Annotated in this window: 28 protein-coding genes; 12 read left to right on the top strand and 16 right to left on the bottom strand. The window is 71.5% G+C overall.

Features of this window, described 5'->3' with window-relative positions; translation table 11 throughout:
• Position 1 precedes the first annotated feature (1 nt).
• Positions 2-640 (bottom strand): nucleoside/nucleotide kinase family protein, encoded by a 639-nt coding sequence (locus tag DEJ13_RS00430; RefSeq protein WP_258374183.1) that lies wholly within the window; start codon positions 638-640, stop codon positions 2-4.
• Positions 641-674: 34 nt separating this feature from the next.
• On the opposite strand from DEJ13_RS00430, the gene DEJ13_RS00425 reads away from it, so the two are divergent.
• Positions 675-1,046 (top strand): VOC family protein, encoded by a 372-nt coding sequence (locus tag DEJ13_RS00425; protein ID WP_056126673.1) that lies wholly within the window; start codon positions 675-677, stop codon positions 1,044-1,046.
• Between the two features lie 10 nt (positions 1,047-1,056).
• Here DEJ13_RS00425 and DEJ13_RS00420 read toward each other — a convergent pair whose 3' ends face one another.
• The 4 genes from DEJ13_RS00420 to DEJ13_RS00405 all read right to left on the bottom strand — a co-directional run bounded on the left by DEJ13_RS00420 (position 1,057) and on the right by DEJ13_RS00405 (position 5,196).
• Positions 1,057-1,497: an NUDIX hydrolase gene (locus tag DEJ13_RS00420; protein ID WP_056126675.1), complete on the bottom strand. Its 441-nt coding sequence runs from the start codon at positions 1,495-1,497 to the stop codon at positions 1,057-1,059.
• 118 nt (positions 1,498-1,615) lie between these two features.
• Positions 1,616-2,221: a hypothetical protein gene (locus DEJ13_RS00415; protein WP_111107854.1), complete on the bottom strand. Its 606-nt coding sequence runs from the start codon at positions 2,219-2,221 to the stop codon at positions 1,616-1,618.
• A 141-nt stretch (positions 2,222-2,362) separates the two neighbouring features.
• Positions 2,363-3,682, bottom strand: coding sequence for a carboxylesterase family protein (locus DEJ13_RS00410; protein ID WP_235515583.1), 1,320 nt, complete (start codon positions 3,680-3,682; stop codon positions 2,363-2,365).
• Positions 3,683-3,894: 212 nt separating this feature from the next.
• On the bottom strand, positions 3,895-5,196 hold the full coding sequence (locus DEJ13_RS00405) for an MFS transporter (RefSeq protein ID WP_111107853.1): 1,302 nt from the start codon (positions 5,194-5,196) through the stop codon (positions 3,895-3,897).
• A 216-nt stretch (positions 5,197-5,412) separates the two neighbouring features.
• On the opposite strand from DEJ13_RS00405, the gene DEJ13_RS00400 reads away from it, so the two are divergent.
• The gene (locus DEJ13_RS00400) at positions 5,413-6,213 is read left to right on the top strand and encodes a sugar phosphate isomerase/epimerase family protein (RefSeq protein ID WP_181437120.1); all 801 of its coding nucleotides are present in this window, start codon (positions 5,413-5,415) and stop codon (positions 6,211-6,213) included.
• Positions 6,210-7,319, top strand: coding sequence for a Gfo/Idh/MocA family protein (locus DEJ13_RS00395; protein ID WP_111107852.1), 1,110 nt, complete (start codon positions 6,210-6,212; stop codon positions 7,317-7,319). The genes DEJ13_RS00400 and DEJ13_RS00395 overlap by 4 nt, the downstream gene beginning before the upstream one ends.
• A gap of 57 nt (positions 7,320-7,376) precedes the next feature.
• Here DEJ13_RS00395 and DEJ13_RS00390 read toward each other — a convergent pair whose 3' ends face one another.
• The 5 genes from DEJ13_RS00390 to DEJ13_RS00370 all read right to left on the bottom strand — a co-directional run bounded on the left by DEJ13_RS00390 (position 7,377) and on the right by DEJ13_RS00370 (position 10,389).
• A complete protein-coding gene (locus tag DEJ13_RS00390) occupies positions 7,377-7,916 on the bottom strand; it encodes a sigma-70 family RNA polymerase sigma factor (RefSeq protein WP_111107851.1) in 540 nt (179 codons plus the stop codon).
• Between the two features lie 158 nt (positions 7,917-8,074).
• Positions 8,075-8,755: an ABC transporter substrate-binding protein gene (locus DEJ13_RS00385; RefSeq protein WP_111107600.1), complete on the bottom strand. Its 681-nt coding sequence runs from the start codon at positions 8,753-8,755 to the stop codon at positions 8,075-8,077.
• 192 nt (positions 8,756-8,947) lie between these two features.
• Positions 8,948-9,556 carry a TetR/AcrR family transcriptional regulator gene (locus DEJ13_RS00380; protein WP_056120872.1) on the bottom strand — a complete coding sequence of 203 codons (609 nt, stop codon included), beginning with the start codon at positions 9,554-9,556 and terminating at the stop codon, positions 8,948-8,950.
• Between the two features lie 83 nt (positions 9,557-9,639).
• Positions 9,640-10,188: a MarR family winged helix-turn-helix transcriptional regulator gene (locus DEJ13_RS00375; protein WP_056120874.1), complete on the bottom strand. Its 549-nt coding sequence runs from the start codon at positions 10,186-10,188 to the stop codon at positions 9,640-9,642.
• An 18-nt stretch (positions 10,189-10,206) separates the two neighbouring features.
• Positions 10,207-10,389, bottom strand: coding sequence for a hypothetical protein (locus DEJ13_RS00370; protein WP_146245179.1), 183 nt, complete (start codon positions 10,387-10,389; stop codon positions 10,207-10,209).
• Between the two features lie 157 nt (positions 10,390-10,546).
• On the opposite strand from DEJ13_RS00370, the gene DEJ13_RS00365 reads away from it, so the two are divergent.
• Positions 10,547-11,227 (top strand): SDR family NAD(P)-dependent oxidoreductase, encoded by a 681-nt coding sequence (locus DEJ13_RS00365; RefSeq protein ID WP_111106167.1) that lies wholly within the window; start codon positions 10,547-10,549, stop codon positions 11,225-11,227.
• A 135-nt stretch (positions 11,228-11,362) separates the two neighbouring features.
• Here DEJ13_RS00365 and DEJ13_RS00360 read toward each other — a convergent pair whose 3' ends face one another.
• Positions 11,363-12,100 (bottom strand): GntR family transcriptional regulator, encoded by a 738-nt coding sequence (locus DEJ13_RS00360; RefSeq protein ID WP_162241689.1) that lies wholly within the window; start codon positions 12,098-12,100, stop codon positions 11,363-11,365.
• A gap of 132 nt (positions 12,101-12,232) precedes the next feature.
• Here DEJ13_RS00360 and DEJ13_RS00355 point away from each other — a divergent pair, with 132 nt between their 5' ends.
• From DEJ13_RS00355 to DEJ13_RS00320, 8 genes are all read left to right on the top strand, one after another.
• Positions 12,233-13,096 (top strand): class II fructose-bisphosphate aldolase, encoded by an 864-nt coding sequence (locus tag DEJ13_RS00355; protein ID WP_111106166.1) that lies wholly within the window; start codon positions 12,233-12,235, stop codon positions 13,094-13,096.
• Entirely contained in the window at positions 13,093-13,881 is a 789-nt protein-coding gene (locus DEJ13_RS00350; RefSeq protein WP_111106165.1) for an HAD-IA family hydrolase, read from the top strand. Before DEJ13_RS00355 ends, DEJ13_RS00350 begins: the two co-directional genes overlap by 4 nt.
• Positions 13,878-14,507, top strand: coding sequence for a dihydroxyacetone kinase subunit DhaL (dhaL, locus tag DEJ13_RS00345; protein WP_111106164.1), 630 nt, complete (start codon positions 13,878-13,880; stop codon positions 14,505-14,507). Before DEJ13_RS00350 ends, dhaL begins: the two co-directional genes overlap by 4 nt.
• A gap of 89 nt (positions 14,508-14,596) precedes the next feature.
• Entirely contained in the window at positions 14,597-15,592 is a 996-nt protein-coding gene (gene dhaK, locus DEJ13_RS00340) for a dihydroxyacetone kinase subunit DhaK (RefSeq protein WP_111106163.1), read from the top strand.
• A 111-nt stretch (positions 15,593-15,703) separates the two neighbouring features.
• On the top strand, positions 15,704-16,924 hold the full coding sequence (gene fdhA, locus DEJ13_RS00335) for a formaldehyde dehydrogenase, glutathione-independent (RefSeq protein ID WP_111106162.1): 1,221 nt from the start codon (positions 15,704-15,706) through the stop codon (positions 16,922-16,924).
• A 145-nt stretch (positions 16,925-17,069) separates the two neighbouring features.
• The gene (locus tag DEJ13_RS00330) at positions 17,070-17,213 is read left to right on the top strand and encodes a hypothetical protein (protein ID WP_156463526.1); all 144 of its coding nucleotides are present in this window, start codon (positions 17,070-17,072) and stop codon (positions 17,211-17,213) included.
• A gap of 7 nt (positions 17,214-17,220) precedes the next feature.
• Positions 17,221-18,474 (top strand): sensor histidine kinase, encoded by a 1,254-nt coding sequence (locus DEJ13_RS00325; protein WP_111106161.1) that lies wholly within the window; start codon positions 17,221-17,223, stop codon positions 18,472-18,474.
• Positions 18,471-19,142, top strand: a complete 672-nt coding sequence (locus tag DEJ13_RS00320; protein WP_111106160.1) for a response regulator — start codon at positions 18,471-18,473, stop codon at positions 19,140-19,142. The genes DEJ13_RS00325 and DEJ13_RS00320 overlap by 4 nt, the downstream gene beginning before the upstream one ends.
• Here the strand turns inward: DEJ13_RS00320 and DEJ13_RS00315 are convergent.
• From DEJ13_RS00315 to DEJ13_RS00295, 5 genes are all read right to left on the bottom strand, one after another.
• A complete protein-coding gene (locus tag DEJ13_RS00315; protein ID WP_111106159.1) occupies positions 19,139-19,546 on the bottom strand; it encodes a VOC family protein in 408 nt (135 codons plus the stop codon). The two genes, DEJ13_RS00320 and DEJ13_RS00315, sit on opposite strands and share 4 nt — an antisense overlap.
• 21 nt (positions 19,547-19,567) lie before the next feature.
• Positions 19,568-20,329, bottom strand: coding sequence for a triose-phosphate isomerase family protein (locus DEJ13_RS00310; protein WP_111106158.1), 762 nt, complete (start codon positions 20,327-20,329; stop codon positions 19,568-19,570).
• Positions 20,326-22,032 carry a dihydroxyacetone kinase family protein gene (locus tag DEJ13_RS00305; protein WP_111106157.1) on the bottom strand — a complete coding sequence of 569 codons (1,707 nt, stop codon included), beginning with the start codon at positions 22,030-22,032 and terminating at the stop codon, positions 20,326-20,328. Before DEJ13_RS00305 ends, DEJ13_RS00310 begins: the two co-directional genes overlap by 4 nt.
• The gene (locus DEJ13_RS00300; RefSeq protein ID WP_111106156.1) at positions 22,029-23,411 is read right to left on the bottom strand and encodes an MFS transporter; all 1,383 of its coding nucleotides are present in this window, start codon (positions 23,409-23,411) and stop codon (positions 22,029-22,031) included. The genes DEJ13_RS00305 and DEJ13_RS00300 overlap by 4 nt, the downstream gene beginning before the upstream one ends.
• A 132-nt stretch (positions 23,412-23,543) precedes the next feature.
• Positions 23,544-24,311 carry an SDR family NAD(P)-dependent oxidoreductase gene (locus DEJ13_RS00295; RefSeq protein ID WP_056120910.1) on the bottom strand — a complete coding sequence of 256 codons (768 nt, stop codon included), beginning with the start codon at positions 24,309-24,311 and terminating at the stop codon, positions 23,544-23,546.
• Positions 24,312-24,314 lie beyond the last annotated feature (3 nt).

Below are 24,314 nucleotides of genomic sequence, written 5' to 3'. Positions count from 1 at the left end.
GTCAGGTCAGGATCGTCCAGGAGGCCCGGCCCACCGTGGGTGCGACCCGTGCAGCGTTCACGCCGTCGACCTCCACCGCCCAGCTGCGGGCGGCCTCGTGGTCGCGGCCGTGCCGCATGTGCCGACCGACCAGGCGGTCGACGCGGACGGTGTCGGCGACGGCGCAGAACCACGTCTCGGTGAACAGTCCCGGCAGCGCGGACCACGGTGTGTCCTCGTCGAGCAGGTAGTTGCCCTCGGAGACCACGAGCCGGGTGTCGCGCGGGACGGCGATGCTGCCCGCGACGGGCTCGTCGACGCGACGGTCGAAGTCGGGCGCCCACACGACCGGCTCGGTCGCGTCCACCAGTCGGCGGACCAGGGCGACGTAGCCGTCGGCGTCGAACGTGTCGATCGCGCCCTTGCGGTCGTGACGGCCCAGGGCGTCGAGCGCGCTGTTCGCCAGGTGGAAGCCGTCCATCGGCACCTGCACGGCGGTGCCGGAGCCCAGGCGCGCGTCGACCTCGGCGACGACGCGGCGGGCCAGCGTGCTCTTGCCCGCTCCCGGCGCGCCGGCGATGCCGAGCACGGCCCGCGCCCCCGACGCGGCGAGTCCGACCGCGCGGTCGACGGCCTGGTCGACCGTTCCCTGCGCGCGCACACCGTCATCCTCGCAGAGGTGTTCACTGTCGAGCATGAGCATCGATGCGACGAAGGCGTTCAGCGGGTTCTCGGTCCGGGACACCGCCGAGGCGAAGGCGTTCTACACGGACGTCCTCGGGCTCGACGTGACCGAGGACCACGGGATGCTCGGGCTGCAGCTCGGCGACGGTCGGCACGTGCTGGTCTACCCGAAGGGCCCGGCGCACGAGCCCGCCGCGTTCACCGTCCTGAACTTCCCGGTGCCGGACGTCGACGCCGCGGTGGACGAGCTCGCCGGCAGGGGCGTGACGTTCCTGCACTACGAGGGCATGACCGACGAGAAGGGCGTGAACCGGAAGGGCGGACCGCTCATCGCGTGGTTCACCGACCCGTCGGGCAACGTGTTCAGCGTCATCGCGGAGTGACGGCCGGACCTCAGGCGGTGAGCTCGCCGGCCCACCCGAGCGCGATCGGCACGACCAGCCCGTGACGGTGGTGCGGCAGGTCGGCGATCCGGATCCACTCGGCGCGCTCGGTCGAGCCGTCGGTCTCGTCGCGGAGCTCGCCGCCGGTGACCGTCATGCGGAAGACGACCTGCACGGCCTTCATCGGTCGGCCGTTCTCGTGCATGCGTCGCTCCGCGGGCACCAGGAGGTGCCGCACGCCGAGCAACTGACCGACGGCGACCTCGTACCCGGTCTCCTCCATGAACTCGCGGACCACGGCCTGCTCGACGCTCTCGTCGTACTCGACCCCGCCACCGGGGAGCGCCCACGTGCCGGCCTCGGGGAACCGCTGCATCGCGAGCAGGACGCGCCCGTTGCGGACGGCCACGCCGTAGGCGGCGAGCCGGGTGTCGTAGTCGGTGTACTCCATGGCGTGACCATCCCAGCAACGGGAGACATCCTCGGCATGCCGCGCCGGGCCTCCAGTCCGTCGGTCGGACTCCGCTGGCCGCCGATCGAGCCGAGGAGCGGCCGCGCGCGACCGGCGCCTACCGCAGCGCCGTGACCTCGTCCGTCAGGGCCGAGCGCCACCCGACCCGCATCCGGGCAACGGCGCGGTCGAAGCCGGGCAGCAGGTCGACGTCGTCCCGCAGGAGCGACTGCATCTGCAGCCCCTCGTAGAGTGCCAGCAGCTGCTCGGCAACGAGGCGCGGCGCGACGCCACGGCTCTCCCGGCCGAGGACGACGTCACGGACGAGCGCGAGGGTGAGGTCCTCGAAGGTCAGCGCGTACTGCCGACGGAACCAGCCGGCGGCCGCGTGCGTCGGGTTGGACGCCGCGCTCAGCAGTGCCAGGCGCAGGCGGACGAGTGCCGGGTCGGCCAGGCCCGTCTCGAGCCGGGCGCGCACGAGGGCGACCGCGCCCTCCTGCTCGGCGATGTGGCGGAAGGCCGCCTGCTGCGCGGAGGACCAGCGGTCGATGACGGCGATGATGAAGAGCTCCCACACGGGGTAGGCGCGGCGGAAGTCCTCGACGGTGACGTCGGCGTGCAGGGAGACGGCATCGGCGTCCACCTCGTGGAAGTCGGCGGCACGGTACGCGAAGATCCCCGCCGACACGATGCGGTCGCGGAGGTCGGCCTCGGTCGCTGACATGCGTCGATTCTCCTGCGCCAGCGACGGGCACGCGACCGCCCGTTCGGGGGATCGCGCGCGCCCGGTGGACGGTGGGGTCGTGACCGCCTGGAGGCCCGGTGCCGGTCCGGAGAACCGGTGCCGGGCCTCCAGGCGGTCACCTCAGCCGCGGTCGAAGGTCAGCGTCTCGTCGTCGGCGGCGGCCACCCGCCCGGTCCGGGCGAACTCGGCCCAGATCGCCCGGACGCGCGGGCCGCGGCGCTCGACCTCGGGCCAGTCCCGTTCGGGGACGAACCGGCTGCCGGCCCACGCTTCCCTGCGCCCGAGCAGCAGCGGCAGGTCGCTCATGTGCACCGCCCCCGTCGGCGACGCCGTGGCGCCGCGCAGCAGCCGGTAGACGACCGCCGTGCCGCCCGCCTGTCGGTGCCGTTCCGCGAAGGCCCGGGCATCGCGCCCGTAGATCACCGCGGTGAGCGGCCGCACGACCCACCAGCGCACGAGTGCCCGGGCCACGCGGTTCCGGACCACCCGACGCAGCCCGGGCGTCACGGGCACGTACATGCCGGCCTCGTCCGAGCCGGAACCGATGAGGACGTCGTACCGCGGCGCGACCCGGCGCCAGGCGTCTGCCAGGTCCCGCTCGGCCGGCAGCGGAGCCTGTCCGTACTGCGTGCCGTACGGCATGCCGCCTCGGAGTCCGTACGGCGCGGCGACCCTGGTGCCGCGGGCCTGTCGGGCGAGCAGGTCGTCGAGCGGGGTGTCCGCGGACAGCTCGCCGACGGCGCGGACCATCGCCCGGTTCATCCGCGCACGGCCACGGGACAAGCCGAGCGGAGCGCTCTGGATGACGGCACGGCGGAACAGCCCCTCGGCTCCGTCGCTGATCATCAGGTGCGCGATCGCGTCGGCACCGGCGGACTGGCCGAACGCGGTGACCGTCTCCGGGTCGCCGCCGAACGCGGCGATGTTGGCGCGCACCCAGCGGAAGGCCTCGATCAGGTCGAGCAGCCCGAGGTTCGCCGGCACGCGCTCACCGTCGCCCAGGAACCCCAGCACGCCGAGCCGGTAGGTCACCGTCACGACGATGACGCGCTGCTCGCTGACGAGGTCGTAGGCGTCATTGATCGGCAGGTCGCCGCCACCGATCACGTAGGACCCGCCGTGGACGTAGACCATCACGGGCAGGTGTTCGTCGGCGCGGGCGTCCCCGGGCAGCGTGATCGACAGCGCCTGGCAGTGCTCGTCGACCTCGGCCTCGACGACGTGCAGGAGCTGGTCGATCACGTCCGCACGCGGCTGCGGGGCGACGGGCGCGGGCCGGTCGGCCTGGAACACCTCGGCGAACACCGGGACGGGCTGCGGGGGCCGGAACCGCTCGGCGCGGGCGTACGGCACACCGAGCACCCGGGTCACGGCACCGTCGCGGACCCCGCGGATCCGTCCTGCTGGGCTGTCGAAGGTCGGGGTCAGGTCGTCGAGCACCAGCCCACGCTAGCCCGGGAGGCTCGGTGCGAGCCCGGTGGATCGACAACGGCGAGTCCGGTGTGCGGCCGGTCTGGTCAGATCGGGTCCGCACCCCGGGACGGACATCGCGCCCCGAGGAGACGGGGCGCGATGTCCGCGAGGGGGTGCGAGGCGGGTGCGACGCGGGTGCGACGCGGGTGGGCGTCAGCGGGCGCCGGCGGGTCAGCGCGTCAGCGCACCCGCTTGATCGGCAGCACCACGAGGGCGCCGACGATCGCGACGGCCCCGGCCGCCCAGCACATCAGCTGGTAGTTGTCGGCCGTGCCGTCGGTGCCGATCTTCAGGAAGAACAGCGCGGCGGCGGGTGCCAGGGACTGCGGGAGCGCGTTCGCGATGTTGATCACGCCGAGGTCCTTGCCGGGACGGTCCGCGTTCGGCAGCACGTCCACGACGAGCGCGGTGTCGATCGCCGAGTAGATGCCGTACGCGAAGCCCATGACGACCTCGGCGACGTAGAAGCCGTTGACCGTCTCGGCGTGGGCCAGGACGACCAGGCCGACCGCGAACAGGGCGGTGGAGCCGGCGACGAAGACCTTGCGACGCCCGAGCCGGTCGGACAGCCAGCCCGAGACCGCCGCGCTGACCAGGAGCGCGATCGTGTACAGCAGCACGCCGAACGCCACGGCCGCGGTGGCCTCGCCCGCGTCGGCGATCCCGATGTGCTCCTGCATGTAGAGCAGGCGGTACGTCGTGAACATGAAGGTCGCGAAGATGATGAGGAAGCGCGACCACCACGCGAACGCGAAGTCCGGGTTCTTGATCGGGTTCGTCCAGAACGACGCGATGAGGTTGAGGAACGTGAACTTCTTGAGCGTGTACGTCGGCAGCTCGTCGCGGGCGACCACGGCGTAGACGACCACCAGGATGATCGCCAGGATGCCCGGCGCGATGAACAGCACGGGCAGGTTCGCGACGAAGAACACGGACAGGTAGGTCCCGGCGAGCACGGCGAGGTTCTGCGCGAGGGCGATGATGCTCGACGACTTGCCGCGCTGGAACTCGGGCACGTTGTCGGCGAAGCTCGCGGTCAGGGTCGAGAGCACCGTGTTGGCGGCGAGCTGGGCGAGCAGCCACCCGAGCGTCAGCTGGAGCGTGTCCGGGGCGAACGCGATCCACGCCAGCGCGATCGCGAAGACGACCACACCGGTCAGCATCCACGGACGACGACGTCCCCAGCGCGTGCGGGTGCGGTCGGACAGCGCGCCGGCCAGCGGGTTCATGATGAGCGCACCGAAGGCGCCGATCGGCAGCACCGTGCCGATGACGTTCGCCGCGTCGTCACCGACGAGCGCCTGCGCCTTGAGCTGCATGCTCACGTACACCGGCGCCATGAGGGCCACGAACAGACCGAACTGCCCGAGGAACAGGGCGACCTGGTAGCCGATCCCCACCTTCAGGGTGCTGACCGGCTGGGTGATGCCCGCTTCGGGGTGCACCAGGGTCGGGGTCTCCGCGGGTTCGGGTGTGCTCATGACGCCTCCTTGAGTCGATGAAAACCGTACCGTGTACGGTTTTGCCGAGCGCGAGCCTACATGGAAACGACCTTCCACAACACCCGTCGCTGAACTCCCCGCCTGGAAAACTACACAGCGGGTGGTTTTCCGTGTAGCGTCGTCATCGATCTCGCCGTGGAGCATCGCTCCTCGACGGACCGCGACACCCAGTCAGGACCGAAGGAGCTTCGAGCAATGCCCACCACCTCTGTGCAGCTGTACTCACTGCGCGACGCGATCGCCGCCGACCTCGACAAGGCCATCGCCCGTGTCGCCGAGATCGGCTACGAGAACGTCGAGCCGTACGCGTTCGTCGAACGTGCCGCCGACCTCGAGCGTGCGTTCGCCGCGACCGGCCTGAAGGCACCCTCCGGTCACGTCGCGGTCATCGACGCCACCGACACCGCGCCGATCTGGGACGCTGCCGAGCGTCTCGGCATCACGACGGTCATCGACCCGTTCATCCCGACCGACCGCTGGCAGACCGCCGACGACGTCGCGAAGATCGCCGAACGCGTCAACGAGCTCACCGCCGAAGCCGCGGCCCGTGGCCTGCAGTTCGGGTACCACAACCACCAGTGGGAGTTCACGAACAAGGTCGACGGCCGCACGGTCTACGAGCACTTCGTCGCGCAGCTCGCCCCGGAGACCGTGCTCGAGCTCGACACCTTCTGGGCGACCGTCGGCGGTGCCGATGCCCCCGCCGTGCTCCGCTCCCTCGGTGACCGCGTCGTCGCCATCCACGTGAAGGACGGCCAGGTCGACGGCGACATCCGCGACGCCCTCCCCTCGTCCGAGAGCGCCCTCATCGTCCCCGAGGCACTGCAGCGCGCCTTCGAGAACCAGACCCCCGCGGGCCAGGGCGACGTCGACGTGGCATCGATCCTCGCGGCAGCTCCCCAGGCCATCCGCGTCGTCGAGTTCGACGCGTACAAGGGCGACGTCTTCGAGGGCATCGCCGAGTCCCTCGCCTGGCTCAAGGACAACGACAAGTGAGCCGTGTCGGGATCGGCATCATCGGTGCCGGCAACATCTCCACGCAGTACCTGACGAACCTGACGCAGTTCGCCGACGTCGAGGTCCGCTTCGTCGCCGACGTGTTGCTCGACCGTGCCGCGGCCCAGGCAGCGGAGTACGGCGTGCCGAACTCCGGCTCGGTCGACGAGCTCCTGGCGCGCGACGACGTGCAGATCGTCATCAACCTGACGATCCCGGCCGCGCACGCCGAGGTCGACCAGCAGATCATCGACGCGGGCAAGCACGTGTGGAGCGAGAAGCCGATCGCCACCGACCACGACTCCGCGGCCGCGGTGCTCGCGTCCGCGAAGGCGAAGGGGCTGCGTGTCGCCACGGCACCGGACACCGTGCTCGGGGCCGGCATCCAGACGGCGCTGCGGGCCATCGCCCGCGGCGACATCGGCGAGCCGCTGACCGCGACCACGATGTTCCACGTACCCGGGCCCGAAGCGTGGCACCCGAACCCGGACTTCCTGTTCGCCACCGGCGCCGGGCCCCTGTTCGACATGGGCCCGTACTACGTGACCACGCTCGTGCACGCCCTCGGTGCCGCCACCCGCGTGCAGGCCGTGTCGTCGAAGTCGCTCGAGCGTCGGACCATCGCGTCCGGCGACCGCGCGGGCGAGACGTTCCCGGTCGAGGTCCCGACGCACCACGCGGCACTCATCGAGTTCGCCGGCGGGCAGTCCGCACAGTCGACGTTCTCGTTCCAGCACGCGCTGCCCCGCATGGGCTTCGTCGAGATCAACGGCACGCTCGGGACGATCTCACTGCCGGACCCGAACACGTTCGAAGGCGATTCGACCCTCTGGCGCTACGGCCAGGACGAGCCCGAGACGATCACCGCCGTCGGCTCGACCTGGGGCCGCGGCACCGGGGTGGTCGAGCTCGCCCGCGCGATCGCCGAGGACCGTCCGGAGCGCGCTTCGGGTGCGACCGCGCTGCACGTGCTGGACGTGCTGCTCGGCATCCGCGACGCCGCTGCGAACGGCAGTGCCGTGGACATCGCGTCGACCGTGGACGCCATCCCGCCGCTCCCCGAGGACTTCGACCCCGCAGCCGCGGTCCTGACCGCCGGGGCGTAGACCGCTCGACGACACGACGGCCGGTCCCCCTGCGGGGGCCGGCCGTCGTCGTGTCCGTCACGCCACGGACGACGGCTCGTGGAGCTGGACGCGGAGGGCCAGCAGACCGTCACGGACGCGGGTCTTCGCGGTCCCGACGCTGACCCCGAGGTGTTCCGCCACCTCGGGCGTGCTGTGCTCCCCCAGGTAGCGGAGGACGACGGCATCGCGCTGCTTCGTGGTCAGGGTCGCGAGCGCCGCACGGAGCTCGGGTCGACCGAAGACGGCGTCCCACTGGTCGCTGGAGCGGTCGACGTCGTGGTGGTCGCGGGTGCCGACGCGCACGTCACGGTCACGGGCGCTCTGGGTGCTCCGGATCCGGTCGACCGCACGCCGGTGCGCGATCGTGCGCAACCACGACTGCAGGTCGGCGCGGGTGGGGTCGAAGCGCTCCGGGTGGCGCCAGAGCTCGAGGTACGTCTCGTGGACGACGTCCTCCGCCATGTACCGGTCGAGGATGATCGCCCCGACGAATCGCCGGAGACCGACGCTGTGCTGGCGGTAGGCCGTGGTGAACGCGATCGAGGCGAGCTGGTCATCGGAGTGCGTGTGGTGCATGAGCGTCTCCCTGCCGGTGGAGCGCTCACACTAGGCCGTGGCGGACAGATCGGTACACCCCAGTGCGGGGTGTGACCTCGCACGACGACGAACACCCCCGCGACGGTGCGTCGCAGGGGTGTTCGGCGTGGTGCTGTGCGCTGGTGGTGCGGGGGGTGTTACTTGATCTGGGCGGTGATGGTGGCGGTACCGACGAGGAGGCCGCCCTTGACGGCGTCGGTCTTGAAGGTGCTGTTGAGCAGCTTCGCGGCGTCGTCGGAGACGTGGACCGTGGTGCCGGTCAGGATCGCGTTGTCGCCCTCGAGCTGCAGCGGCTTGAGCGTGCCACCGTGCAGGGAGAACAGGTACGCGTTCGACGCGGCGACCTCACCGTTGACCAGGACGTCACCGTAGAGCTTGGACGAGCCCGGGTTCACGACGAAGTTCTCCAGCGTGACCGTCGTGCCGCCCGCGGCGAGGGTCAGACCCGAACCGTTGTGGTTCAGCAGGCCCTGCACGTAGGGACGGTACGACCCGTCCGGGGACCAGTAGGTGACGGACCCGGCGGTGATCGGGAACGACACGGCGCCGTCGGCGAGCTTCGCCGAACCCGACACACCCGGGGTCAGGCCCAGGCTCGTCAGGGCGTCGGTGAAGCCGGAGTCGAGGGCGACGGAGGTGTTCCCGCCCTTGACCTCGGGGACCGATGCGACGGGGGCGGGGATCTTCGACGAGGACGACGCGACCGTGTGGATCGTGGGCGTCGCGGCGTTCGCGGCGGTGATGCCGAACCCGGCACCGCCGAGGATGATCGCGCCGGCAGCGGCGACCGAGAGGGTGGTCTTGGTGATCTTGCGCATGGTGGTGAGTCCTTTGCTTGTCGCGCTCGACGCGCTGTTGCTGTGTGCACGCCGAACACACCCCGACAAGGGGTGGAGAACCAGCGACCTGCGGCTGGTGAGCGCTCCGGGTGTTTCCCGGCTGGTGACAATGATTCGGCACCCCCGCCGGAGAGGATGGGTCGGATCCTGCACCGTTACCGAGCTGTTACTTCAGTCCTCGGACGCGGGCACCATCGACTCGAGCAACCGCAGCACCCGCTCGCCGTCGACCGCGTCCGGATCGAGCAGCCACTGGACCTGCAACCCGTCGGACGCGGCGATGCTCAGCGATGCCAGGTCGGTCGGGTCGACGTCGGCGCGGATGCGTCCCGCCGCCTGGTCCCGCGCGATCAACTCGGACAGCTCGCCGCGCAGCCGGGCGAACCGCTCCCGCATGAACGCACTCGTCGACGGATGCCCCTCACCCACGGCGTCGGCTGCCAGCGTCGTGTAGAGCTGCACGAGCCCCGGGATCTCCCGGTTGCGCCCGGCGCTCTCCCGCATGTCCCCGATCGCCGACTTCAGCCGGTCGGGCGCCCCCTGCTCACGGACCTCGTGCTCGCGGTAGACGGCGAGCAGCAGTTCGTCGCGCGACGGGAAGTAGTGCCGCAGCGCGGCGTGGGTGATGCCGAGGGCCTCGGCCACGGACCGGAGCGACGACGCGTCCACACCCTGCTCGGCTACCATCCGGATCATCTGGTCGAGGATCTGCGTCCGTCGCTCCGCGCCCTTGCGGTACCCGCGCCGAGGCGCGGTCTCGGCGTCCTCGGCGGCAGTCATCCTGCCAACTTACCGCTGGAAGGTTTCCGGTGGGGGAAACCGACGGGAGGCACGGCGCGAGCCGTCACCGAGCCTCCTATCCGTCACCTCGTCGCGTCGGCCGCCACACCCACGGTGTACTCGTCGGCCGGCTCCGGCACCGCCCGGGACAGTCCGTCGACGACCTGGCCGAGCGCCTGCGCGACCGCGCGGTTGTCGTCGTCGGACAGGCCGTCGAAGACCTCGACGACGATCTCGTGGAACCGCGCGTACGCGGCATCGATCTTGGCTGCGGCCTGCTCGGTCGGCTCGAGCACCTGCGCACGCCGGTCGGTGGGGTGTGCCGTCCGGACGACGTCGCCGGACTCGACCAGCGCGTCGACGAGCTTCGTGACCGACGCGTTCGACACCGCGAGCATCACGGCGAGGTCCTTCGGCCCCATCGCCCGCTGGTCCCGGTGCGCCTGGAGCAGGTACCGGACGGCCAGGAACTCGTTCTTGGCGAGCCCGCTCTCGGCACGGGCGTGCTCGATCTGCTGTTCCTCGGCGTGCTGCAGGCGCAGCAGGGCGTCGACGGCCCGTCGCGCGTCGGCCGAGCGGGGCAGACGGCTGTACAGGTGGTGGTGCTCGCGGCGGACGACGGTCAACGGCATGTGGTCACGGACTCCCGGTCAGGAACGGGGGACGGAGAAGAAGTCGGCGTAGGACGGCTCCGTCCGGCGGGACAGCAGCGAGGGGTCCTGGATCCGGGCCGTCACGAAGGCCTCGATGACGGACGGGGGCGTCAGGCCGACCCGGGGGTGGGAGCCGGCGGGTCGGGTACGGTGCTCGATCCCGAGGTACGTGCTGCGCATGCGTGCTTCCACCTTCCTGACCGTGTCCATGCGTCCGTATCGGACGGTGAAAGTGTTTCAGAACGCGAACGGTTCGCGCAACGAACAGTTCGGGACTTGTACGTTTCGCGCACTGAAGCGCTGGGACGGCCGAGCCGGTCGGGGATAGCGTCGGAGCATGGACCTCCAACTCGCAGACCGTGTCGCACTCGTCGTCGGGGGGAAGGGCTACATCGGCGCCGCCGTCGCAGACCGACTCCGCGCAGAAGGGGCCACCGTCGTCGTCGCCTCGCGGAGCGCCGGTGCCGACGGGGTGGCCATCGACACCGCGTCGCAGGAGTCGGTTGACGCTGGCGTCCGGGAAGTCCTCGACCGGCACGGGCGCATCGACGTCCTGGTCGTGACCGCAGCCCCGAGTGCCGGAACGCTCGACCCGGCCAAGAAGTCCGACCCCGACCAGGTCGCCGACGCGATCGACGGCAAGGCCCTCGGGTTCCTGCGCGTGGCGAACGCCGTGCTCCCCGGGCAGCGCGACGCCGGCTTCGGGCGGGTCGTCGTGATCAGCGGGCAGAACGCCTACATCTCGGGCAACATCACGGCATCACTGCGCAACGCAGCGACGAACGTCATCGCGAAGAACCTGGCCGACGAGTCCGCCGGATCGGGGGTCACGGTCAACGTGGTCAACCCCGGCACGGTGACGGACGAGCCGTCGGGCTCCGTGCAGCGCGGCGCCGGTGGCGAGTCGAGCCCACAGCAGATCGCCGACCTGGTCGCGTTCCTGTCGTCGCCGCTGTCGGTCGTGTCCGGCGAGTCGATCTCCATCGCGCACCGGATGCTCGGGTCCGTGTCGGTCTGAGTGGGACGCTGCTTGATAAATTTACCAGGGGCCACTGCCAGTCGCGATGATTTCATCAACCGCGTAGGACGCCTCGGACGCACGTCGGACTGGCCTCGCGTCGACTGACGTCGTCCGAGGCTTCCACGTGGTCGGTCAGGGCCGCGTGTAGTCGAACTGCAGGCGCATCCGGTCCCCACGGAACACGATCGTCGAGTACTCGAACGTCGTGCCCGCCCGGTCGGAGATGACGTCGGTGAGCTGCAGCGCCGGGTCACCGCGGCGCAGGTCGAGCAACGTGGCGTCGGACTCGGCGACCGCGACGGCCTCGAGCGCCTCGGCGACGTCGTGCATCGCCAGGTCGAACGAGTCCTCGAGCACCACGCAGAGTTGCTCCCCGACGACGTCGAGCGTGTCGAGGGTCGGTGCCATCGTGGCCGGGACGAACGAGCGGTGCACGCTGAGCGGCTTGCCGTCGACGGACCGCAGCCGCACGATGGCGAACACGTCGTCGTCCGCGCCGAGTCCCAGGCGGTCCCGGACGCGTGCCGGGGCGGGTCCGCGGTCGAGCGCGACGAGCTCGGTGGTGATGTCGTACCCGAGCACCTCGAGCTGCTCGCGGATGCCGCGGTAGGCCGGCGACACGGCGTTGATCTTGTCCGGTGCGACGAAGGTGCCCTTGCCCGGGACGCGGGTCAGCAGGCCGTCGGCGGCGAGCTTGTTGAGCACCCCGCGAACGGTCATCCGGCTCAGCCCGTAGTGCCGGTTGAGCTCGTTCTCGGACGGGATCCGCTGACTCGGCAGCCACTCGCCGCTCGCGATCTTCGCCGTGAAGATGTCCTCGAGCTGCTGGTAGATGGGCACGACGGAGTCGCGTTCCACTGCGTCGATCACGGACCACCTCGCTGCTCGGCCGACTCTCGCCGGATGATCGGACAGTGTACTTGTCGAGCCCTGTCTAGACAGGTACAGTCCGATCACGTCGTCGATGCTGACGACCATCCCACGACGGAGTGAGGAGTGCCGATGGACGTGTCCACCAAGGCCCTGACCAGGACCGCCCGGAACGCCGGCTACGCGGTCCCGGCCGTGAACGTCTTCGACGAGCTGAGCATGCGGGCGGTGATCGCCGCTGCGGAACGCACCCACGCGCCGCTCATCGTGCAGATCTCCGTCAAGACCGTCCGCAGTTCCGGGACGGCCTTCACCACCGACCTGTTCCGGGCGCTGACCCGCGACGTCGCCGTCCCGGTCGCCCTGCACCTGGACCACTGCCCGGACCGTCGGGTCCTCGACGACGTCATCGCCGCCGGCTGGTCGAGCGTCCTCTTCGATGCGTCCGACCGCGACCTCGACGACGCGGTGCGCGAGACGGGCGAGGTGACCATCGCCGCCCATGCATCAGGGGTGGACGTCGAGTCCGAGGTCGAGAACATCCTGGGCGTCGAGGACGGCGTCGGCAGCGACGACTCCCGGCACGCCTACTCGGTCGAGCGCCTGGCCGCGGTGGCCGAGCAGACCGACGCCGACCTGATCGCGCCGCAGCTCGGCACGAGCCACGGCCTGTACAAGGCCGACCCCGTGCTGCTGCCCGAGCGCGCGGCCGAACTCGCCGCGCTCACCGACCGACCGATCGTCCTGCACGGCGGCACCGGTCTGCGCGCCTCCGACTTCCGCGCCTTCATCCGTGCCGGAGTGTCCAAGATCAACATCTCGACGGCCGTCAAGCACGCCTACATGCAGGCGTCGCTGGACCACCTGGAGCACGCGCGCGAGACGGACAGCTGGGACCCGCCGAAGCTCGTCGCCGCGATCGAGTCGGCCGTGAGCGGGGTCATCGCCGAGCACGTGCAGTGGTTCGAGGCCGACGGCCAGGCCGACCGCCGATGACGCCCGCACTCGTCTTCGACTGCGACGGCGTGCTCGCCGACACCGAGCGGGACGGGCACCTGCCCGCCTTCAACGAGACCTTCGAGCACTTCGGTCTGCCCGTCCACTGGAGCGAGGACGACTACGCGAGCGTCCTGCGGATCGGCGGGGGCAAGGAACGGCTGACGTCGTTGCTGACACCCGACTTCGTCACCCGTGCGGGCCTCCCGTCCGACCCGGAGGCGCAGCGCGCCGCCGTCACGGACTGGCACGCCGAGAAGACGCGCCGGTACACCGCCCGGGTCCGGGCCGGAGACCTGCCGGGGCGTCCCGGGATCGCACGGATCGTGCACGAGGCGCACGACGCGGGCTGGCTGCTGGCGGTGGCGTCGACCTCCGCCGAATCGTCCGTGCGCGCGGTGCTCGAGCACGTCGTGGGCCAGGACGCGGCGGCGTGGTTCGCGGTCTTCGCCGGCGACGTCGTGCCGCGCAAGAAGCCCGCACCGGACGTCTACGAGCTCGCCGTCCGCGAGCTCGGCGTCAGTCCCACCGACGTGGTCGTGGTCGAGGACAGCGCCAACGGCCTGCGTGCCGCGGTCGGCGCCGGGCTCACGACCGTCGTGACCATCAGCAGCTACACCGCCGACGAGGACTTCACCGGCGCTGCACTCGTGGTCGACAGCCTGGGCGACCTGCCCGACACACCGGACCGGGTGCTGCAGGACCCGCACCACGTCGAGCCGACCGGCCAGGTCACGCTCGACACCCTCACCGAACTGCTGCGTCTGACCGGAGGACGACCGTGACCACCGAGACCACCACCCGACTGGCGACCGTCGTCCAGCGCATCGCCCAGACCTGCGTCGACAACGAGACGTACTTCTCGGACCTCGACGCCGTCGCCGGGGACGGCGACTTCGGGTACTCGCTGGCGCGCGGGTTCGAGAACGTGCTCGCCGAGTTCGACGGGTACGACCAGGAGGACCCTGGTGCGTTCCTGCAGCAGGTCGCGATGACGATGAGCAGCCGGATCGGCGGCACGTCCGGCCCGATCTGGGGCACGGCCTTCCTGCGGGCCGCCGTGGTCGTCAAGGGCAAGCCGGACCTGCGCGCCGACGACGTCGTCGCGATGCTCCGAGCCGCGGTCGAGGGGATCAAGAAGCGCGGCGGTGCCGACCTCGGCGACAAGACCCTGCTCGACGCGATCGTCCCGATGACGGACGCGATCGAGGCCGATGCCGCGGACGGCACCGACGGCGGCGCGATCGCCCGGCACGCGGCCGAGGTCGCCCGGGGCGCAGCAGACGCGACGTCGGCACTGCAGGCCCGCCGCGGCCGCGCGTCCTACACCGGCGAGCGCAGCATCGGGTCGCCGGACCCGGGCGCCGTCGCCGTGGCGGTGCTGGCCGAGCGCATCGCCGACACCTGGTGAGACCCGACCCGACCCGATCCAACCCGACCCGATCCTGACCCCGACCAGAGACACCCCGCGATCCATCACGAAGGAGTGAGGCACCCGCAATGAAGAAGTTCGTCAACGACCCGAAGCAGTTCGTGCCCGACATGCTCAAGGGACTCGCACTCGCGAACCCCGACACGCTCACCTACGACCCCGAGTTCAACCTCGTGGTCCGGGCCGACGCCCCGAACGACGACAAGGTGTCGATCGTGCAGGGATCCGGTTCGGGGCACGAACCCGCGCACGTGATGGTCGTGGGCAGGGGCATGCTCGACGCCGCCTGCCCCGGTGACGTGTTCGCGGCGCCGCCGACGGACTACGTGATCGCGGCTGCCCGCCGGGTGAACAGCCCCAGGGGCGTGCTGCTGCTCGTCAACAACTACACGGGCGACAAGATGGCGTTCGAGATGGCCGAGGAGTTCGCCGCGGCCGAGGGCATCAAGGTCAAGACGCTCTTCATCGACGACGACGTCGCCGTCAAGGACTCCACGTACACGATCGGTCGCCGCGGGGTCGCCGGCAACTTCTTCGTCATCAAGGCCGTCGGGGCCGCGGCCGAGGCCGGTGCGGACCTCGACGAGGTCGTCCGGGTCGGCGAGAAGGTCAACGCGGTGACGCGCACGATGGGCGTCGCGCTGACCGCCTGCACGCCGCCGGCGAAGGGGTCGCCGCTGTTCGAGCTCGGCGACGACGAGATCGAGGTCGGTGTCGGGATCCACGGCGAGCCCGGCCGCGCACGGCAGAAGATCGTGCCCGCGGACGAGATCGTCGACATCCTGCTCGAACCGATCGTCTCGGACCTGCCGTTCTCGAGCGGTGACGAGGTCGCGCTCATGGTGAACGGGCTCGGCGGCACCCCGATCAGCGAGCTGTACCTGCTGTACGGGATCGCCCACGAGAAGCTCGTCGCGCAGGGCATCACCCCCGTGCGCAGCTACGTCGGCGAGTACTGCACCTCGCTCGACATGGCCGGCGCCTCGATCACCCTGGTGAAGCTGGACGACGAGGTCAAGGACCTGCTCGCCGCGCCCGCCGAGATCCCGATCCGCACGTTCTGACCGTTCGCCCCCATTGCGGACCCGCCCCAGGGCGGAGCCGCCCCAGGACGGACCACCTGACCACGGCACCGCCGCCGGCGGCGCCGCCGCACTGTGATCAAGGAGGACCACATGGCAACGAACCACGCAGTCGCGTACAAGGGACCGGGGCAGGTCGAGGTCATCGACGTCGACTACCCGACCTTCGAGCTGCACGACGGACCGGGCGTCAACCCGGCGAACGTCGGGCGGAAGGTGAACCACGGCGCGATCCTGCGCACGGTGGCGACCAACATCTGCGGCAGTGACCAGCACATGGTCCGCGGTCGCACCACCGCCCCCACCGACCTGGTGCTCGGTCACGAGATCACCGGCGAGGTCGTCGAGGTCGGCCCGGACGTCGAGTTCATCAAGGTCGGCGACCTGGTGTCCGTGCCGTTCAACATCGCTTGCGGGCGCTGCCGGAACTGCAAGGAGCGCAAGACCGGCATCTGCCTCAACGTCAACCCGGACCGTCCCGGCAGTGCCTACGGGTACGTCGACATGGGCGGATGGGTGGGCGGGCAGGCCGAGTACGTGCTCGTGCCCTACGCCGACTGGAACCTGCTGAAGTTCCCGGACAAGGACCAGGCGATGGAGAAGATCCTCGACCTGGCGATGCTGTCCGACATCTTCCCCACCGGGTTCCACGGTGCGGTCACCGCTGGCGTCGAGGTCGGCTCGACCGTGTACGTCGCCGGCGCCGGACCGGTCGGACTCGCGGCGGCGACCGGTGCGCTGCTGCTCGGCGCGAGCGTCGTCATCGTCGGCGACATGAACGCCGACCGGCTGGCCCAGGCGCGGAGCTTCGGCTGCGAGACCGTGGACCTGACGAAGGGCGACCCGGCCGACCAGATCGACCAGATCCTCGGTGAACCGCTCGTCGACTGCGGCATCGACGCCGTGGGCTTCGAGGCCAAGGGGCACGGCGCGGGATCGAGTGACGAGGCACCCGCGACGGTGCTGAACTCGCTGATGGACGTCACGGCGGCCGGTGGAGCCCTCGGCATCCCCGGGCTCTACGTCACGGGTGACCCGGGCGGGGTCGACGAGGCCGCGCAGAAGGGCTCGCTCTCGCTGAGCCTCGGCACCGGCTGGGCGAAGTCGCTGTCCTTCACCACCGGCCAGTGCCCGGTGATGAAGTACAACCGGCAGCTGATGATGGCGATCCTGCACGACCGGACGAGCATCGCGGCGAACGTCAACGCGAAGGCGATCGGTCTCGAGGACGCCCCGCGCGGCTACGCCGAGTTCGACAAGGGCGCGGCGACGAAGTACATCCTGAACCCGAACGGCCTGATCAAGGCCGCCTGACGGCGGTCCCCCCACGGGACGGGAGGCCCGGTGCCAGCTGGCACCGGGCCTCCCGTCCCGTCCTGACGCGATCTCCACCCCACGACCGAGCCGCTTCGGTCGAGCGGTCGATGCCCGGACGGTCCCGGCCCATGAGGCTGGGAGCATGCACTCGACCACCCGCGCCACCGCCGTCACCCTCGTCGCCATCGCCGTCGTCACCGGTGTGGCGTGCTGGGCGATCGGCGGCACCCACGCTCCCGAGACCCGGGCGGACGCCCCCGCCTCGGCGTCCGTCGCCGTGCGATGATCGAGCCGTGAGGGACGGGCGCGGGTTCACCAGGGCGCTGTCCCCGCGGTCGATCGTCGTCGACCTGGCCTGGGCCCTCGTCGCCGCGCTGGTGTTCCTGGCGCCGATCGACCTCGAGCTCGAGCACGCCAGCCTGCCGGCCGTCGCCGCGGCGACGCTCGCGATCGCGGTCCGACGGATGTCCCCGTCGGGTGCGATGCTCATCGCGGTCGCGCTCGGCGTCGTCCAGGTGCTCGGCGGTGAACGCCCGTCCCTCGTCGACATCGCCCTGTTCGTGGTGGTCGGCACGGTGGCGATCGTCGGGACGCGGATCGAGGTGGTGCTCGCCGGGGTGCTGTCGGTGGTCGCTGGCGTGACCGCATCGCTGTACCTGTCCAGAACAGGTTACCGCTACCTGCTGCTGCTGAACGGCCCCCGTGACCAGGCGGCGATCGTCCTCGCCGCCCCGGCGCTGGCGCTGCTGTCGGTGTGGGCCGTCGGCCTCGCCGCCCGGGCCGTGCGGTCCCAGGTCCGGGAGTCCGTGCGCCGTGCCGACGCCGAGGCCGCCGCGTCCCGTGCCGAAGAGGTCGCGAGCCGCGCCGAGGCCGTCGCCACCCGCGCGGTCGACGAGGCCGAGTCGGAACGCATCCGCGCCGACATCGCCCGGGACGTGCACGACGTCGTCGGTCACTCGCTCGCCGTGATCATCGCGCAGGCCGACTCCGTGCCGTTCCTGGCCGACGAGGCCCGCATCCGCGAGGTCAGCGCCACCATCGCCAGCACCGCCCGCAGTTCCCTGGTCGAGGTACGTCAGGTGCTCGGCCACATCGACGGCTCCGACATCGGGACGGACCCGGCGTCGCTCGACGCGATCGTGCAGGGCATCCGCGAGGCCGGTGTCGCCGTCGACCACAGTGTGCGCGGTGCCGCCGGCTCCCTCGGCCACGAGACCGGCACGGCCGCGCGGCGCGTGCTGCAGGAGATGCTGACGAACGCGCTCCGGCACGGAGCTCCCGGCGGCAGTGTGACGGTCCGCGAGACCTGGCGCTCCGCCGACCTGGTGCTCGAGGTGGAGAACGCCGTGCCCAGCGCGGAACCGGCCGTCGGCGAGGGGCTCGGGATCGACCCGCGGCCCTCCACCGCAGGCTCCGGCCGGGGCCTGGTCGGCATGCAGTCCCGGCTGGCCGCACTCGGTGGGTCGTTCGACGCCGCCGTCCTCGACGCCGTGTTCACCGCACGCGCACGCATCCCGTTCGACGTCCATGGGGGGACCAACCGATGACCGACGCGATCCGCATCCTGCTCACCGACGACCAGTCCCTGTTCCGCGCCGGGCTGCGGGTCGTGCTCGACGCACAGCCCGACATGGTCGTCGTCGGCGAGGCGTCCGACGGCGCCGAGGCACTCGCGCTCATCCCGGAGCTCCGACCGGACGTCGTCCTGCTCGACATGCGGATGGCGGGCATGGACGGCGTCGAGACCGTCCGCCGGCTGTTCTCGGGCGCGGTCGACGGTCCGCTCCCCCGCGTCGTCGTGCTGACGACGTTCGGCCTCGACCCGGCCGCGGCCACCGCGATCCGCCTGGGCGCGAGCGGGTTCCTGCTCAAGGACACCACGCCGCCGTTCCTGTTCGCGGCCGTGCGGGCGGTGCACGAGGGCAGCTCGGTGATCGCGCCGAACGACCTGTCGCAGCTCTTCGGCGCGGACGTCGAACGGGCGCCGGCGCCGCAGCCGCCCGAGTTCCAGACCCTGACCGACCGTGAGCGCATCGTGTTCGGCTGGGCGTCACGCGGGCTGTCGAACGCCGAGATCGCGGGCCGGGAGTTCGTCACGGAGTCCACCGTCAAGACCCAGATCTCGAGCATCCTCGGCAAGCTCGCCCTGCGCGACCGTGTCCAGCTCGTCGTGTACGCGCACGACCATGGCCTGGCCGGCGCGCGCGACGCCTAGTCGGCCGCCGGTCCCTGGAACCCGATCAGCCAGGTGACCCCGAAGCGGTCGCGGACCTGCCCGTCGTGGTCGCCCCACGGCCGGAGCGTCAGCGGGTCCACCACCGTGCCACCCTCGGCGAGCGCATCGAACCACCGCGCCGAGGTCGCAGCGTCCGCCGCCCCGAGGAGCGCGAACAGCACGCCGTCCACCGCGGTCGGGCTCTCGCCGTCGGCGGTGTCCGCGGCGAACAGGTCGACCGCGCCGCGCAGCTCGCCGTGCGCGACCGCGTCGGGTGGTCCGTCCTGGCGACCGAACTCGGCGAACGTGTGCCGCTCGACCGAACCGCCGAACACCCGCTGCCAGGTGTCGAGGGCGTCGGCGGCGGTCCCGGGGAAGTGGAAGTACGGCACGGGTGCGCTCATGCAGGAACCGTACTGCGCGGGTCAGCCGAGGGCCAGGACCTCGTCCAGGACCCGCTCGACGGCCGCGGGGTGGTGGGCGAACCGGCCGAGGAACAGCCCGCCGATCCTGCCCTGGGCGCGGGTGAGCAGGCCGGGACCGGCACTCCCGCCGTACAGGACGTCGCTGCCGACCAGGTCCGCCCGCGCTGCCAGGTGCGCGGTCAGGCCGTCGAGGACGGCGACCACGTGGTCCTCGGGAGCGGGCTCGGCCGCGCCGATCGCCCAGACGGGCTCGTAGGCCACGGTCAGCGGACCGGTCGCGCCGGCGGCGTCGGACGCGGTGAGCGCCCGGTCGAGCTGCGCCGACACGTCCGCCACGGCGCCGTCCGGCCGGGAGGACCGGGTCGTCTCACCGACGCACACCAGTGGCCGCAGGTGGTTGCGGAATGCCGCGTGCACCTTGGCCGCGACAACCTCGTCCGTCTCGTGGAACAGTGCGCGTCGCTCGGCGTGCCCGATCTCGACGAGGTCGACCCCGATCTCGTGCAGCTCGGCGCCGGAGACCTCGCCCGTGAAGGGTCCCGCGTCGGACGACCCGAGGTCCTGCGCGGCGAGCCGGACCCCCGATCCGACGAGCAGGTCCCGCACGGGGACCAGCGCCGGGAACGTCGGTGCGACGAACAGCGTCGCCGCGCCGGACTGCACGGCGGGGTGCCGCCGGGCGATGTCCGCGACGGCACCCGCCCAGGACAGCGTGCGGGCGTGGGAGAAGTACGTCTTCAGCGAGACGCCGATCGTGGTCACGGGGCGACTGCGGCGACGACGAGTGCGAAGGACAGCGCGCCGGGGTCCACGGTGCCGACGGCCTGGTCCGCGTGGGTCCGGGCGCGGCCCTTCCGGGGCAGCATCGCGGCGGTGTCGTCCGCGGCGGCCCGTGCGGCGTCCGCCGCAGCACGCCAGGCACCGGCGAACGGGTCCCCGGCCTCGAGCCGTTCGCGCAGGACCGAGTCGAACGGCACCAGGGCGTCGACCATCGTCTTGTCGCCGGGGACCGCGCCGAAGGCGAGCACCGCCTCGGTGGCGGCGTGCACCGCGTCCGCGACGCGCGCACCCGTCGGGCGCTCGTCGTCCCCGAGGACGCGACCCAGGGCCTCCAGGCCGGCGCCCCAGATCGCGCCGGACGTGCCGCCTGCCCGGTCGGACCAGGCGTCCGCGGCGATCCGCAGGACGCTGCCGAGCCCGGCACCGCGTGCGACGGCGTCGGCGGCGGCCTCGTCGGCGGCGTGCGCACCCCGCTGCATGCCGATGCCGTGGTCGCCGTCCCCGGCGACCGCGTCGATGCGGCCGAGCTCGTCCGCGTGCTCGTCGATCGCGGCACGGGTCGCGGCGAGCGCCGCGGCGACGTCGGCGGCGACCGCGCGGGAGGCGTCGGATGCCGGACCGACGGGGACGGCCTCCAGGTCGGCCTCGGCGTCCGACGCGGGCACGCGCTCCTGCGGTGTCGCCCCGCCCTTGCGGTACGCGGGGGTGTCGGCGGGCGCTGCCCAGAGCTCCTCGAGCTCGTCGTCGAGCCAGAACAGCGTCAGCGACACCCCGGCCATGTCGAAGCTGGTGACCAGCTCGCCGACCTCGGGTTCGACCAGGACCGCGCCGGCGTCGGCGAGCAGCCGCTGCACGGACCGGTAGACGACGAAGAGCTCCTCGTACTTGACGCTCCCCAGCCCGTTCAGGACCGGCACCACGCGCGCTCCGTCGACCCGGACGCCGGTGGGGAGCTCGTCGAGCAAGCGCGACACGAGCAGGTCGGCGAGCCCGTCGGCACTCGGCACGTCCGTCTCGTCGATCCCGCGTTCGCCGTGGATGCCCATCCCGATCGCCATCCGCCCCTCGGGCACGGTGAACAGCGGCTCGTCCGCGCCGGGCAGCGAGCAGCCGGAGAACGCGACGCCGAAGGACCGCGTCCGCTCGTTGGCCCGCTCCGCGACGGCGGTGACGGCGTCGAGGTCACGGCCCTGTTCGGCCGCCGCCCCCGCCACCTTGAACACGCAGAGGTCACCGGCGATCCCACGACGATCGTGCTGGCGGTCCGCCGGGGCCGAGACGACGTCGTCGGTCACCCGCACCGTGCGCACCGGGATGCCCTCCTGCTCGAGGGTGCGGGCCGCGGCGTCGAAGTTCAGGACGTCACCGGCGTAGTTGCCGTAGCTCAGCAGCACCCCGCCCCCGTGGTCGGCCGCTCGCGCAACGCCGGCGACCTGCTGGGCGCTGGGGCTGGCGAAGAGGTTGCCGAGCGCAGCACCCGCGGCCAGGCCCGGTCCGACGAGTCCGCCGAACGCCGGGTAGTGACCGGAGCCGCCGCCGATGACCACGGCCACCGTGCCGTCCGGGCTCGTGGTCGCCCGCGCGACGCCGCCGTGCACACGGCGGACCCAGCGGCCGTTGGCGGCCACGAACCCCTCGGTGGCCTGGTCGGCGAAGTCGGCGGGGTCGTTGAACAGCCGGGTCATCGGGTCGGCTCCTTCGTCGCGACGTGGGTGGTGTCGAGCAGCTCGTCGGCCCGGGCCTCGCGGAAGTACTTCGTGCAGAAGATCATCACCGCGGCCAGGAAGGCGAGCACCCCGAGCGAGACGATGCCGAACGCACCGCTGTCCGTCGGGACGACCTCGTTGATGGCGGTCCGCATGATCGGGGCGACGAACCCGCCCAGGTTGCCGAGCGAGTTGATCAGGCCGATGCCTGCCGCTGCCGCCGCACCGGTCAGGAACGCCGTCGGGTAGGCCCACGTGATCGGGCCGACCGCCAGGAAGCTCGCCACGGCCAGCGTGATGAAGAGGATGCCGAGGACGGGCTGGCCGTTCGCACCGGCCCAGGCGGACCCCAGGATCGACAGCCCCGTCGTCAGGTAGAACATCGTCCCCCAGCGTCGACGCCGTCCGACCGTGTCCGCCCGTGAGCCCACCAGGTAGCAGGCGACGAGCCCGACGAGCCACGGGATCGCGGTCACGAGCCCCACCTGCCAGCCGACGTCCTGCCCGAGCAGCGAGGACACCTGCTGCGGCAGGTAGAACGTCGTGCCGTACACGGCGACCTGCAGGCAGAAGTAGATGACCGTGAAGTACCAGACGCGGCCGCTCGCCATCGCCTTCCAGATGCCGGTCGGGCCGTCCTGGCTGCGGGCGGTGTCCTCGCGGGCCATGGCTGCGGTCAACGAGTCCTTCTCACCCTGGTCGAGCCACTTTGCCTTCTGCGGGCTGTTCGTCAGGAACACCAGCGCGGCGATGCCGGCGAGCACCGCCAGGACGCCCTCGCCCGCGAACATGACCTGCCAGCCGTGGAAGGGCGTGGCCTGGTCGCCGACGCTGATCAGGCCGCCGGACAGGGGCGCACCGATCATCTGCGAGAACGGCTGGGCCAGGTAGAAGATCGCGAACATCCGCACGCGGACCTTGTTCGGGAACCACTCGGAGAGGTACATGATCACGCCCGGGAACAGCCCGGCCTCGGTCACGCCGAGGATGAACCGCAGCACGATGAACATCGTGTCGTTCGTGGTGAAGGCGAACAGCGCGGCGACGATGCCCCACGTGATCGCGATGCGGGCCAGCCAGAACCGGGCGCCGAAGCGCTTCAGCAGCAGGTTGGACGGGATCTCGAAGATCGCGTAGCCGATGAAGAAGATGCCGGCACCGAGCGCGAAGGCCGCGTCCGAGATGCCGCGGTCGACGCTCAGCGCCTCTTCCGCGAACCCGACGTTGGTGCGGTCGAGGAATGCGACGAAGTACAGGATGACGAGCATCGGCATGAGGTGCTTGGTCGCCTTGCCGATGGCGGACTTGAGGCCGGGGTCGTTGGTTGATCCGAGCGCGGGGGCATGGGGCAGTGACACGGGGTTCGCTCCTTTGCGAGCACGGTGCTGGTGCGGGGGGTCCGGGACCGGTGGACGGTGGTTCGGTGGTTCGGTGGTCCGGACGGGAGGCACGCGTCGCGTCGTCGGCGCGCGACCCGTGGGCGGCTGGCCCTAGTGCATGTACAGGCCGCCGTCGACGTTCAGCGTCTGACCGGTGACGAACCCGGCGTCCTCGCTGATCAGGTACGCCACCGCGGCGGCGATGTCCCGCGGCGTCCCGATGCGGGGCAGGACCCCGTCGGCAGCCATCGCGGTCTTGCGTTCCTCGGTCAGGGTGCCGCCCATGATGTCGGTGTCGATCGGTCCCGGTGCGATCGCGTTGACGGTCACACCGCGCGGCCCGAGTTCGCGGGCGAGCCCCCGGGTGAGCCCGATGACGCCCGCCTTCGCGACCGTGTAGGGCGTCTTGCTGAAGGTGCCGCCACCGCGCTGGGCGGAGACCGACGACAGGTTCACGATCCGCCCGTACCCGTTCGCCACCATCGACTCCGCGGCGCGCAGGCTGGCGAAGTGCACGCCGTCGAGGTTGATCGACAGCACACGGTGCCACTCCCCCGGCGGGAGGTCCAGGTACGCGTGCGCCGACGAGACGCCCGCTAGGTTCACGAGTGCGACGAGCGGCGGGAGCTCGGCCTCGATGGCGTCGAACGCGGACCGGACGGCGGCTTCGTCACTGACGTCGGCGCCCACGCCCACGGCGCGGACACCGTGGGCGTCCCGGACCTCGGCGGCGACGGCCTGCGATGCGTCGTGGTCGAGGTCGATGATCCCGACGTCCCATCCGGCCTCGGCCAGGTGGTGTGCGGTGGCGCGCCCGATCCCGCGTGGGGATGCGGCACCCGTCAGGACGACGGTTCGGCGCTGGTCGGTGGTGGTCATGTC

The organism is Curtobacterium sp. MCLR17_007 (genome assembly GCF_003234655.2).
Taxonomy (GTDB): domain Bacteria; phylum Actinomycetota; class Actinomycetes; order Actinomycetales; family Microbacteriaceae; genus Curtobacterium.
The sequence above is the reverse complement of the archived record's forward strand: the minus strand, read 5'-3'. Positions and strand labels throughout refer to the sequence as shown.